Source organism: Candidatus Dedyshia acidiphila (assembly GCF_051025295.1).
In the GTDB taxonomy this organism is placed as follows: domain Bacteria; phylum Acidobacteriota; class Terriglobia; order Terriglobales; family Acidobacteriaceae; genus KBS-83.
This window is the reverse complement of sequence record NZ_JBMGJV010000005.1, coordinates 103,775-116,513: the sequence shown is the minus strand read 5'-3', so window position 1 is coordinate 116,513 and position 12,739 is coordinate 103,775. Positions and strand designations below refer to the sequence as shown.

Annotated in this window: 7 protein-coding genes; 4 read left to right on the top strand and 3 right to left on the bottom strand. The window is 63.8% G+C overall.

The genetic code is table 11. From position 1 onward, the window contains the following. Window positions 1–166: 166 nt before the first annotated feature. From AC5IJH_RS03725 to AC5IJH_RS03710, 4 genes are all read left to right on the top strand, one after another. Window positions 167–1,711, top strand: a complete 1,545-nt coding sequence (locus AC5IJH_RS03725; RefSeq protein WP_491901450.1) for an amino acid permease — start codon at window positions 167–169, stop codon at window positions 1,709–1,711. Window positions 1,712–2,164: 453 nt separating this feature from the next. Next, window positions 2,165–6,172 carry an Ig-like domain repeat protein gene (locus AC5IJH_RS03720; protein ID WP_491901449.1) on the top strand — a complete coding sequence of 1,336 codons (4,008 nt, stop codon included), beginning with the start codon at window positions 2,165–2,167 and terminating at the stop codon, window positions 6,170–6,172. A gap of 159 nt (window positions 6,173–6,331) precedes the next feature. Then, entirely contained in the window at window positions 6,332–6,574 is a 243-nt protein-coding gene (locus tag AC5IJH_RS03715; RefSeq protein WP_491901448.1) for a hypothetical protein, read from the top strand. A 190-nt stretch (window positions 6,575–6,764) separates the two neighbouring features. Continuing rightward, window positions 6,765–7,607 (top strand): sugar phosphate isomerase/epimerase family protein, encoded by an 843-nt coding sequence (locus tag AC5IJH_RS03710; RefSeq protein WP_491901447.1) that lies wholly within the window; start codon window positions 6,765–6,767, stop codon window positions 7,605–7,607. 13 nt (window positions 7,608–7,620) lie between these two features. Here AC5IJH_RS03710 and AC5IJH_RS03705 read toward each other — a convergent pair whose 3' ends face one another. From AC5IJH_RS03705 to AC5IJH_RS03695, 3 genes are all read right to left on the bottom strand, one after another. Further along, window positions 7,621–8,694 carry a Gfo/Idh/MocA family oxidoreductase gene (locus AC5IJH_RS03705; protein WP_491901446.1) on the bottom strand — a complete coding sequence of 358 codons (1,074 nt, stop codon included), beginning with the start codon at window positions 8,692–8,694 and terminating at the stop codon, window positions 7,621–7,623. 1 nt (window position 8,695) lies between these two features. After that, the gene (glgX, locus tag AC5IJH_RS03700) at window positions 8,696–10,858 is read right to left on the bottom strand and encodes a glycogen debranching protein GlgX (RefSeq protein WP_491901445.1); all 2,163 of its coding nucleotides are present in this window, start codon (window positions 10,856–10,858) and stop codon (window positions 8,696–8,698) included. Between the two features lie 106 nt (window positions 10,859–10,964). Beyond that, window positions 10,965–12,557, bottom strand: coding sequence for a two-component system sensor histidine kinase NtrB (locus tag AC5IJH_RS03695; protein ID WP_491901499.1), 1,593 nt, complete (start codon window positions 12,555–12,557; stop codon window positions 10,965–10,967). Window positions 12,558–12,739: the final 182 nt, after the last annotated feature.

The following is a 12,739-nucleotide window of genomic DNA, read 5'->3' as shown; positions in this document are numbered from 1 at the left end:
AGAACCGCCGGCCTTCTTACTGATGTAGGAGATCCGGCCCCCCGTGCTCGACAGAATCGAGACGTCCTCTCCGGGTTGAGAGTGTCGGGTACCGCTGTCCACGTCCGGTGACGATGATCTGCCGGTGCCGCGCTGCCCGGCACGGAGCCTCTGGAGGACGAACCGTTTGGCTAGACTGCTCGCAACCAAGCCCCTTTCCGCGCTGCTCAGTGAGTCGCAGGAAGAGGGGGAAAACACCCTCAAGCGCTCGCTCGGGCCGGTCAACCTGGTCACGTTGGGCATCGGCGCCGTCATCGGCGCCGGCATCTTTGTGCTCACGGGTCAGGCTGCGGCCACGCACGCAGGTCCCGCGATCGCCCTCAGCTTCGTCCTGGCCGGCATCACCTGCGCATTTGCCGGGCTCTGCTACGCCGAATTCGCGTCCATCATCCCCATCGCCGGCTCGGCCTACACCTATGGTTACGCCACACTTGGCGAGCTGGTGGCTTGGATCATCGGCTGGGACCTCGTACTGGAATACGCATTCGGCGCCGCGACCGTCGCCTCCGGGTGGTCGGGCTACTTCGTTTCGTTAGTCGAGCAGCTGCACATCCACATCTCTCCAGCAATGGCTCGCTTCACCGCGACTACGGGGAGCGACCTCTACAACCTCCACGGGCGATGGATGTCCTCCGGCGCGCTGCCACCCGGGACCGATGTGTCGAATCTGCCGCATGTCACGGGCGTGTTCAACCTCGTCGCCTTCCTGGCCATTCTTGCGGTAACAGCGGTTCTGGTCGTTGGCATTGAAGAGTCGGCCAACTTCAACACGCTGATCGTGATCGTGAAGCTGGTCTGCGTCGGCGTCTTCCTGGTGGTGGGCATCGGCTTCCTCATGCACCATCCGGAGCTGCGTCAGGCGAACTGGCATCCCTTCATCCCGCCGCGAGATGAAGCGGGCAACTTCGGCTTCAACGGCATCGCTGCGGGCGCTGCATCCGTCTTCTTCGCGTACATCGGCTTCGACGCGGTGTCGACCGCGGCGCAGGAAGCACGCAATCCGCAGCGGGATATGCCGATCGGCATCCTGGGATCGCTGGTGGTCTGCACCATCCTCTACATTGCCGTTTCGCTCACGCTCACGGGGCTCGTCAACTATCACGCGCTCAACGTCAGCGATCCAGTGGCCGTTGGCATCGACGCCACGGGTGTGAGCTGGGGCAGCCTCCTGGTGAAGGTTGGAGCCGTGTTCGGCCTTGGAACCGTGATGCTGGTCATGTTGCTCGGCCAGTCGCGCGTGTTCTTCTCCATGTCGCGCGATGGCCTGCTGCCGCGCTGGGCCAGCGCCATTCACCCCAAGTTCCGCACGCCCTGGATCTCGAACATACTGGTCGGTTCGATCGTTGCGTTCCTGCCGGCAGTGCTGCCCATTAAGCGGCTCTCGGAGCTGGTCAACATGGGAACCCTGCTCGCGTTCTGCATTGTGAGCGCCGGGGTGTGGATCCTGCGGAGGCGGCACCCGAACCTCCATCGCCCGTTTCGCACGCCTCTGGTGCCGCTCGTTCCCATCCTGGGAATTCTGACGGCGCTCTATCTGATGTTCTCGCTGCCGCGGCTGACCTGGATTGTGGTCATCATCTGGCTCATCGTCGGCCTGGCCATTTACTTCGGCTACTCGGCGAAACATAGCAAAGTACAGGCTTTGCCGGCGCACGAGACGCTGGGACGCTAGGGACCGCAGGGGCCGGAAGCGGACCTCGGCGTGTCCGGCAGACGTTGTCACTTCATCACGGCTGTGGTGACCGCAGGCAGATGCCTAACGTTTGTCTAAGAACCACAGACACGTCTACCACCTTCGGGCTACACTTCAGATCGATCGTGCTACGCCTCTTCTCCGCAGGGAATCTGCAGGCGGGACCGGAGCGCGTACCGATCGCGCTGAGCGCGTTGCGCGTCCGGGTGATGTCTATGGAAAAGATTCTCTCCCGCAGCGGACACCTTTGATGCTGCAATCTGCATCAGGGCTGGTTACGACTCTCCGTGCGTGTCCTTCAGGACCGCTGCAGGGGAGCACATGTTGCATCCGGGACCCTCTGGGGTCCGTACAGAATCCGTCGGGCACGGAGGCTCCGCCTCCGGCAACAGAACGGAACCAATCGCCGCACGAACCTTGTTCAGGATGGCTATGCTGACACACCGTCTTCTCTCCAGGCTCCGCCTCGCCGCGCCGCTTGCTGCGCTCACTCTTCTCTCCCCGCTGGCCAGCTTTGGACAAATGTCCGTGGCGGCCGTGCCGCGCATCCAGGGTGTGGTCGATCCCGCCAATACGGTGACGCTCAAGGGCACGCGACCCGCATTCACCCGTGGTCCGGCGGACCTGGGACGCGTTGCAGACAGCGCCTCCGGACGCATGGTGCTGCTGCTGGACCGCAGCCCGGAGCAGCAGTCCGCTTTGGACCAGTTTCTGGCCGCGCAAAAGGATCCGAAGAGCGCGCACTACCACCAGTGGCTGACGCCTGAGCAGTTCGGTGCGCGCTTCGGTGTCTCGGACGCCGACCTGCAGACCGTGAGTTCGTACCTCTCGGCCCAGGGCTTCGCCGTCGGACGCACCTACAAGGGCAAGACAGCAATTGAGTTTTCCGGAACCGCTGCGCAGGTGCGCGCGAGCTTCGGTACCGAGGTCCACAGCTACCAGGCCAACGGACGCACCTTCACCGCGAATGCAAGTGACGTGCAGGTTCCCCGGGCGCTGGCTTCGGTGGTGCACGGCATCGCCGGCCTGAGCAACTACCGTCAGCCGCAGGCGCATGGCACGGTTGCCATGGTCCGCGACGCAAAGACGGGCAAGTCACACCCGCTGTACGCGGACCAGAACAACGGGATCGAGTCGGTCTCGCCCGGCGATCTGGCGGTGATCTACGACATCCCGACCAAACAGTTTGACGGCACGGGCGTGACGGTGGGCATCATCTCCGATTCGAACGTGAACCTGGCGATTCCTGCGGCATACCGCACCACCTTCGGCCTGCCGGCGAACGATCCGGCCGTCGTCGTCGACGGTGTGGATCCCGGCATCGCGGCCGATGCGGACCTGACCTACGGGCAGATTGAGCTGGTCTCCGCCACCGCGCCTGCAGCCAAGATCAACGTTTATACCGCAGCGGATACAGACCTCTCCCCGGGCATCGACCTGGCCTCGGTGCGGGCCGTCGAAGACAACACGGTGAACGTGCTGGTCTTCGGCTACGAAGGTTGCGAAGCCAACTTCACGCCATCGCGTCTGCAGTTCTACCAGTCAGTGTGGGAGCAGGCTGCCGCGCAGGGCATCTCGGTCGTCGTGACCTCGGGCAGCGCAGGTGCAGCAGGCTGCGATGTCGGCACGGATGGGAACGGTGTCGCCCTTGCGAGCCATGGCCTTGCAGTGAACGGCTACGCGTCGACGCCCTACAACACTGCCGTCGGTTCGAGCGACTTCTACTACGGACCGAATGGTGCAGTGAGCCTCACAAATCTCGGCGGCTTCCTGCAGTACTGGAGCGAGGACAACTCCTCCTACACTTCGGCCAAGGGCTACATCCCGGAGCAGCCGTTTAACGTCAGCAACCAGGCGAATAACCAGATCCAGTTCGATCCCAGCGTGATCGCGAGTGGCGGCGGTGTGAGCAACCCCGCATTCACCACACCTGCGATATCGGCGGTCGCGCACAGCAATATCGGTCAGCCTTCCTACCAGAGCGCAGTGGCACCGCAGATCTCCTTCCGCGGTCGCGTTGTGCCGGACGTGTCCATCTTCGGCGCATTCCCGGCCAATGGCAGCACCTACATCCTGTGCATCCTGGCGACAGACTGCGTGGGTGGCTCGCCGGACGGCGGTCTCGCCTACAACGGTGTCCTGTCTCCCAACGTCTCGGTCGGCGCCTTCGGCGGCATCGCAGCGCTGATCGTGCAGGCGAAGGGCGTCCAGGGCAACCTGAATCCGAACCTCTACGCCGCGTCGGCCACCCCCGGCGCGTTCCATGACATCGTCAACGGCAACAATCAGGTACAGTGCGTCGCCGGCAGCCCGGATTGCGTGGGCGGCTACACCACTGGTTACCAGGCATTGCCGGGCTTCGACGCTGCCTCTGGTCTGGGCAGTGCGGATGTTGCCAACCTGATCAACGCGTGGCCTGCCGCCAAGCCGGCAGCGACGCTGACGGTGAGCCTGACGAAGAATGGCAAGCCAGTGTCGAGCTTCCAGCACGATGACCTGCTGGTACAGCTCAATGTCACCGTGGCGGGCTCGAGTGCGACCCCGACCGGCGACGTCAGCATCAACACCACGGCGTTGCAGCCGGCCAGCTCGGCCCCTGAGTTCCTGACTCTGGCGGGCGGCACGGCGAACGATCCGCTGGTTGCCAACATCCTTCCTGGCGGCAGCTACAACGTCGTGGCCCGCTATGCCGGCGACAGCGTCTATGGCGCAACCACGGCAGTGCTGCCCGTTACGGTGAGCCAGGTGACCAGCAAGCTGGTGCTCCTGACTACCGACCAGAGCGGCAATCCGCTGCCCAACAGCTATACGGGTCAGACGTTGCCCTACGGATCGCACGTGGAGTTCACCTTCGAGGTGGGCGATCTGAACGACGGCAACGATCCGCAGGCAGCCACCGGCTACGTGCAGTTGTTCGACAACGGGACCCAGGTCGGAACGCTCCATCTCGATGCACTGGGTTTTGCCACGTTCATCTCGACCAGCCTGACGCCTGGACCGCATGTCTTCTCGGCGAACTACGCAGGTGATCCGACCTTTAGCAGTGCGCGTCTCTCCGGACCCGCCCCGTCACTGGTGATCGCCGGCGTACCGACGACGACGACCCTGGCCTCGACCGACCCGAGCATCGCAGCCCGCAACAGCGCCACTTACCTGGTAGCGACGGTGACGCCTAGCGCGGCAACCGCCGGGGGCATCGCTCCTGGTGGCACGGTGAACTTCTTTGCCGGAACCACCCTGCTCGGCACGGCGCGTCTGGATCGCGGCAACAACTCAGGCAGCAGCCCGAGTGCGACCGCTGCCTTCCTGATGAAGGGCAACACCTTCAATTTCGGCACCCCCAGCCCGGTGGCGCTGACGGCAACCTACGTACCCGACGGAACTGGTGAATACCAGGCCTCCACCTCGGCCGCGGTCAATTTCAATGTCGGCTTCACCCGCGGCATTGCGAACAGCAGTACCAGCCTGGTGACCACGCCCACCGCCGGCGTCACTACCTTCCTGAACACCTCAGTGGTGAGCTTCAGCGCGACGGTGGCGAGCAATGGTGGAGGGAACAACACGCCCCCGCCGACCGGCAACGTCTCGTTCTTCTCGAACGGCCAGCTCATTCAGCAGAGCCACAGCAACGGCACAGCCGTCCCGAACCCGGTGCCGCTCGTGAATGGCGTGGCTGCCTTCACGATCGATCCCAACCTGAACCCGAACGCGAACTTCACTCTCCCCGTGCCCACGGGACAGAGCTACATCATTGCCCAGTACAACGGGGACGCGAATCACACGCCCTCCACAGTCGCGTACACCATCAACGTCTACGACGAGCAGAGCACCCCGGACTTCCAGTTGCGGAGTGATCTGACTTACGGGACCGCGACCGGGTCCGCGAAGGCCAGCTACAGCCTCGAAGTGGATGCGCTCAAGGGCTTCGACACGCTGAAGCAGCGAGTCGCGCTGACCTTCACCACGCCGGCGAACATCACCTGCTCGACCACCAACCAGAACCCGCTTCCCAACCCCGTCTCCCAGCTGACCGTCACCTGCGGTGCAGGTCCCGGTGTGACAGTGGCTGCAGTCCAGCCTGCTCCGCTTATCCCGGGGCACCGCGGCCTGCTGTGGGCAAGTGAAGGTGGCGCGGCGCTGGCCTGCCTGTTCCTGTTCGGCCTGCCGGCGCGGCGACGCTCCTGGCAGTCGCTGCTGGGTGCGGTCCTGCTCATCGCAGCGAGCGTCGGCATCAGTGGTTGCGGAACGACTCTGGCGAGCGGTCTGGGTAAGAGCTCCAGCCAATCGCTCAGCCAGGGAGCTCCGGGCGCGAATGCAACACTCGCCAAGGGCACCTATACCGTGATCGTTACCGGCACGGCGACGGTCCTGAGCCCCACCCTGCCCAACACCACGATGACAGTGGTCCACACCCTGCCGCTGAAGCTGGTCGTGCAGTAGGGAGTCAACGCACCACCAGCGGAGCCGGGCGCGAGCCCGGCTCCTGCTGTTTTGGGGCTGAAGAATGAATGCGCATCTAAACTGGCGACGCAGTGGGGCGACGGTCTCCTGGACCCGGCTTCACAATCGACTGCATCGAAACACACGGAGGTTCTCTCGATGACACTTCAGTTCAAGCACCTGACCGCGATCGTCCTGGTGGGCGATGGCCTTCTGGCCCTGGCCTCACCAGAGCGCGATGCCCTGGCATGGCGCATGGGGCCGGAGCCGTTTCGTACCCTGATGGGCTTCATGTCCAAGCGGCCGGGGCTGACCCGTCTTGTGGGCGCGACCCAGATTGCCGCAGGCATCTGGCTGGCACTACGCGAAGAGCCGCAGGCGCGGCGCCGCGTGGCCGCCTGAGCCGCAGAGCCCCCCATCTTCAGGCAACGGTGATAGTCCGGGGACGGCGACAGCGTCGTCCCCGGATCGTCTACCGTTTTGGAACACTGCCACTTCTCCGCGCCCAAGTTGCTCCCGGCAAAGAACTTCCCGCCCGTATCCCCCGGGTGTGTGGTGGAACTTCGGCGCGTCTCTCGCTATGATTGCCCCCATGAACCGGCGAACCTTCCTCGCCCTCGCGGCAGCGGCATGGCCAGGCTTGGCCCTTGGCGCCGGGCGACGGCATCCTCCCCTGGGCGTCGAGCTCTACACGTTGCGCAATCAGATCAAGAACAACAACCTGCTCTCCGTGCTCCGGCAGGTCCATGAGATTGGGTACGAGGAGGTAGAGACCTCTGGTGCGCTGCACACCATCCCAGCCCACGAGTTGTTGACTACGATCCGGCGTGCCGGGCTGACGGTCTCGAGCGGCCTGTTCAACTACGAAGATTTTCCCAGCAAGATCACCTATGGCCGGCACCTCGGCCTCAAGTGGATGGGTTGTACCATGCTGCCGAAGGCGCAATGGGGCTCGCCCGAGAGCTTTCGCCGTGCCGCGGCCGTCTTCAATCAGTGGGGGAAGGAGTGCAAGGCGCAGGGGATGCGTTTCGCCTTCCACAATCACAATTACGAATTCCAGGACCTGAAGGGCACCACGGGTTTCGACATTCTGCTCAAGGAGACGGATCCGGAGCTGGTCTGGCTCGAACTCGATACCTACTGGATCACGCAGGCGGGCCGCGATCCGGTGCTGCTGCTGAGCCAGCTCGGCAAACGCGTGCGCCTGCTCCACATCAAGGACCGTAAAGCCGGCCAGCCAACCTCGCAGGAGCTGAATGAGAGCGCCTTCCACTTCACCGAGGTAGGCAGCGGCACGATTCCCTGGAAGGCGATCTTCGCCGAAGCCGAGAAGATTGGCATCGAGCACTACTACGTCGAGCAGGACCAGACCGAGGTGCCGCCGATCGACAGCCTCAAGACCAGCTACCAGTACCTGCACCGCCTGCTCAGCTAGCAGTCTCTGCGCGTCAGGCCTGCGGCGTCTTGCTCCAGTCGCACGGAACTGCGGCGCGGCTCAGGCTGCTTTCGCGCGCCCACTCCAACAACCGCAGGGTCCGCCAGCCATCCAGCAGTGTGACGGCCTGCTCGGCGCGGCCGAGCAGCGTATCGCGCACATTGGCGTAGAAGCCGCGGTAGTCGCCGGGCAGAGTAGGCACGACGGTGTGCTCCACCCGGTTGCCGTCGCCCAGTGTGCTGATCTGCCCCCACGCGGACTCGGGATCGATGCCCCAAGGCGATGACCGGAAGAAGTCGCCCGCGCGCAGAGCGTCCTCCTGAGGGTCGAGCCCATCCTTGCGGTAGCTGCCCTTCGTCCCGTGGAGCAGGAAGCGCACCGCGGGCAGGGTGGAGAGCGACGACGAGCGCAGCCATACCGCAACGTTGCCGTAGTAGAGCCGCAGGTCAAAGGTGTCATCCACCTGCGAGCCGGCGCGTTCCGCACGCACATCGGCCCATACCGCCTCAGGCAAGCCGAACAGCGCGAGGGCCTGGTCGGCGAGGTGAGCGCCCAGATCGAGCAGGATGCCGCTGCCCGGCTCCGGCGCTTCGCGCCAGGCATTCGCCTTCGGGGTGGGGCGCAGTCGGTCGAAGTGCGACTCGAACGCACGAATCTCGCCCAGCCGCTCCTCCCGGATTAGTTGTTGGATGGTGAGAAAGTCACCGTCCCAGCGACGATTGTGGTAGGCGAAGACGCGCCGTCCTGCCGCACGAGCAATGGGCAGCAGGGAAGCCGCCTCTGCCGCGCTGACCGCCACCGGTTTATCGATGACGACATGCTTGCCTGCACGCAGGCATTGTTCCGCCAGCGGCGCGTGCGACTGATTTGGAGTGGCGACAACGGCAACCTCGATGTCCGCCTCTTCGAGCATCGCCTCCACCGAGCGATAGACCGGCACTGCGGGGTAGGCCGCTCTGGCGGCATCGCCTGTGCGCTGCACGACCGCCGCCAGTGTGAGCCCCTCGGTTGCATCGATCACAGCCGAGTGGAAGATGCGTCCGGCAAGGCCGAAGCCGATGACTCCGCAGCGAATGGGTGCGCTCACGTTAGACCTTGTCCTCCGGCCCGGCTTCGTCCAGATTGGAATCCGCGGTGCACTCGGTGAGCAGCACCATGGAGCGCCCGGCAACGATGATGCTGCCATTCACGCGACGGTTCTGGAACTCCTCGTGCAGGTCGTCCGTGTTCATCACGCACTCCCAATGGCCGCCGGCCGGGCACGCCGGTAGTGTGTACTCGACGCCCTCATGGTAAGCGTTCATCAGGATCAGGAACGAGTCGTCCACGATCGGCCGTCCCTGGGGATCTTTCTGGTTGAGCGTGTTGCCATTGAGCATGAAGCCGACACTGCGGCCCCAGGGCGCATTCCATGCGCCCTCGTCGAGCTCTGCGCCGCTCGCGTCGTACCAGGCAATGTCCCGCGCTGCCGAATTGTGAATCTGCGCGCCCTGAAAGAACTTGCGCCGGCGGAAGTTGTTATGGCGCCGCCGGATGTGGATGAGTCGCCGGGTGAACTCGATCAGCAACTCGGTGCGCTCGTTCGGTGTCCAGTCATACCAGCTGATCTCGTTGTCCTGGCAGAAGGCGTTGTTGTTGCCATGCTGCGTGCGCCCGCGTTCGTCGCCACCGCAGATCATCGGCACACCCTGGGACAGGATCAACGTCGCCAGGAAGTTGCGGACCTGCCGCTCGCGCGCGTGCACGATGGTCTCATCGTCCGTGTCGCCCTCGACGCCCATATTCCATGAGTGGTTGTCGTTCGCGCCGTCCTTGTTGTCTTCGCCATTGGCCGCATTGTGCTTGTCGTTGTAGCTGACCAGGTCGCGCAGCGTGAAGCCATCATGCGCAGTCACGAAGTTGATGCTCGCGTAGGGTCGGCGGCCGTCGTGCTGGTAGAGGTCGCTCGAACCGGTCAGGCGATAGCCGAGATCGCTGAGCTGCCCTTCATCGCCCTTCCAATAGCGGCGCACGGTGTCGCGGTACTTGCCATTCCACTCCGCCCAGATGACGGGGAAGTTGCCGACCTGGTAGCCGCCGTCGCCCACGTCCCAAGGCTCGGCAATCAGCTTCACGTCGGCCAGTGTTGGGTCCTGGTTGATGATGTCGAAGAAGCCGGAGAGGCGGTCCACATCGTGCAGTTCGCGCGCGAGAGTGGCCGCCAGGTCGAAGCGGAAGCCGTCAACGTGCATCTCCGTCACCCAGTAACGCAGGCTGTCCATGATGAGCTTGAGCACCTGCGGGTGTCGCACATTGAGCGTGTTGCCGGTGCCCGTGTAGTCCATGTAGAAGCGCGGATCTTCGGGTACGGTGCGATAGTAAGCAGTGTTGTCGATGCCCTTGAAGCTCAGCATCGGGCCCATCTGATTGCCTTCGCAGGTGTGGTTGTACACGACGTCGAGGATGACCTCAATGCCGGCTCTGTGCAGTTCCTTGACCATGGTCTTGAATTCGCGGACCGCAGCGCCGGGTGTTTTGTCCGAGCTGTACCGCTCCGCGGGTGCGAAGAAGCCAAGAGTATTGTAACCCCAGTAGTTGCTTAATCCCATCTCGACCAGGTTCGCGTCGTTGATGAAGTGATGCACGGGCAGCAGTTCGACCGCGGTGATGCCGAGCCGCTTCAGGTACGCCAGGCTGGCCGGGTGTGCGAGGCCGGCGTACGTGCCGCGCAGCTCTTCCGGAATGTCGGGATTCGCGATCGAGAAGCCGCGGACATGAACCTCGTAGATGATCGAGTCCGCCAGAGGGACGCGAAGCCGGCGGTCGCCTGTCCAGTCGAATGCGGGATCGCAGACGATGGACTTCGGCATGCCGTGCCCGCTGTCTTCTTCGTTCTTGACCAGGTCTGCATCGGGCCCGTTGAAGGTGTACGGAAAGATGGACTGGTCCCACTGGACGTAGCCTTCGATGGACTTGGTATAGGGATCGACCAGCAGTTTTTTGTCGTTGAATCGCTGCCCTTGCGCCGGGTCCCACGCGCCATGCACGCGAAAGCCGTAGCGCTGCCCGGGCTGCACGCCGGGCACAAAGCCGTGATAGACGAAAGCAGTGCACTCCTCGAGGCGCATGCAATCCGTCTCGTTGCTCTCGCTGTCGAAGAAGCACAGGTCGACGCCTGTAGCTTTCTCCGTGTAGAGAGCGAAATTTGTGCCACGGCCGTTCCACCAGGCGCCGAGCGGGTAGGGTTTTCCGGGCAGAATCGTGCGTGCCATGTGTTCTCTTTTCCTGGAGGGGTTCAGCCTGCAGAGGGGTTGGTGAGTCAGAAGCCCGAAGGCTGAGGTTTGTTGCTTGGCCGCAACAGCGAGAGCGATTGAGCGGTCAGACTGTGCGTTGGGCAGCCGCGGAGAGGTCCGATACGAGCGGCAGAAAGACGCGGAACACCGTACCGCCGCCGCTCTCGGAATCATGGCGCATCCAGCTACGCACCGCGGCGCGACCGCTGTGCTTCTCCAGAATGGCGTGGCTGACCCAAAGGCCGAGTCCTGTGCCGGTGAGGCCCTTGGTCGAGAAGAAAGCCTCGAAGATGCGGGAGCGGGTGTGCGCATCCATGCCGGTGCCGGTGTCCGCAATGGTGACTGCCACGCCGGGCGTCCCTGTCTGCGGATGACGCCCTGGACTGCTGCGCAGGATAAGACGGCCGCCGCCGCGCTGCATCGCATCCACCGCATTGCCGACGAGGTTGGCGAGCACCTGCCGGATCTCCCCGGCATACGCAATGATCGGTGGAACCGTTCGATAGCGCCGCTCGATGCGAATCGAATAGCTGCGCAGACGAGGCTCATAGAGGCCGACCACGCTGTCGAGCAGTTCGTTGATGTCGGACTCAACGGGGCGTGTGCTCTGGCGATAGAAGCGCAGTGTCTGCGTGACGATATGGCTGACTCGGCTGAGCTCCTGCTGGGCCAGTCCCAGGTAGCTTCGCGCAGGCTCTTCCAGCGGACCGGAGCCGATCAGGAACAGGCAATTTGTCACTGCTTCCAGTGGATTATTGATCTCGTGTGCGATGGAGGCGGCGAGGCGGCCCGTGGCTGCCAGCTTCTCCGTGCGCCGCAGCACCTCTTCGCTGCGCTTCTGATCGGTGACATCGATGAAGAAGACGGCGATCTCCTCACGCTGCGGCATACCGTCTTGCGCAGGGCCTGAGGCCTCTTCGGGCGCAAGGGGCGCAATCGCCAGCAGGGCGGGGACCTCGGCATTGCTGCGCGAGCGGCAGAGCACTTCAAACGAGCGCGGTAGCTCAGCCGAAGCAGACGCATCTGCAAGCCGGGTGAGCACGGTCTCTGCTCCCTGCGCGAAGATGCTTTCAAAGCTGACCACGCCACTGCGCAACTCGTGTTCGGTGTAGCCCAGCATGCGTTCGATCACAGTATTGGCATACTGCACCGTTCCGTCGGACTGGGTGATGATGAGGCCGACCGGCATGGCGCGCGCGAGCCGCAGGAAGCGCTCCTCGCTGACCCGGAGCGCGGCTTCGGCATCGCGCTTCAGCCGCCGTGCGCGCGCCTCGCGAATCTCGCGCTCGATGGCGGGCACCAGCCGTGCCAGGTTCTGCTTGGAGACATAGTCGTGCGCACCCGCCCGCATCGCGTCCACCGCAGTCTCTTCGCTGATCGCGCCGGACATGATGATGAAGGGCAGCTCGTGGCCCATGCGCTTCAGTAGGTGAAGCGCCGCGGGCGCGCTGAAGGTCGGCAGGTTGAAGTCAGCGAGCACGACATCCCACTCGGCTTTGCCGTCGCTCAGCTCGGCCTGCATGGCGTCGGCGGTCTCGACCCTCCGCAGCATGGGCTCATACCCGGCACGGCGCAGGTAGCGCGCCAGCAGGTAGGCATCGTCCTCACTGTCCTCGATCAGAAGAATGCGCAACGGAGAGAGCTCAGTGACTGCGTCAAGCTGGTCCGGGGCGCGCATCAACGAGGGGCCTTTACACCTTTCGTTTCACTTTTGGGGATCCGCTGCCTTGATGCGAGTTCGGGCCCAGGGGATGCCTGCTCGCGCGGCCCGGAAGGAAAGTTGGGAATGCCAACAGGTGGTCTCGTCACAGCTTAACGCAGCATCGAGACGTGGCGAAGGCGCAACTTGTTCATTGATGC

Bases quoted from the DNA above. Each gene is read 5' to 3' on its own strand.
- AC5IJH_RS03720 (WP_491901449.1), top strand. From the start codon at position 2,165: ATGCTGACACACCGTCTTCTCTCCAGGCTCCGCCTCGCCGCGCCGCTT.
- AC5IJH_RS03715 (WP_491901448.1), top strand. From the start codon at position 6,332: ATGACACTTCAGTTCAAGCACCTGACCGCGATCGTCCTGGTGGGCGAT.
- AC5IJH_RS03710 (WP_491901447.1), top strand. From the start codon at position 6,765: ATGAACCGGCGAACCTTCCTCGCCCTCGCGGCAGCGGCATGGCCAGGC.
- glgX (WP_491901445.1), bottom strand. From the start codon at position 10,858: ATGGCACGCACGATTCTGCCCGGAAAACCCTACCCGCTCGGCGCCTGG.
- AC5IJH_RS03695 (WP_491901499.1), bottom strand. From the start codon at position 12,557: ATGCGCGCCCCGGACCAGCTTGACGCAGTCACTGAGCTCTCTCCGTTG.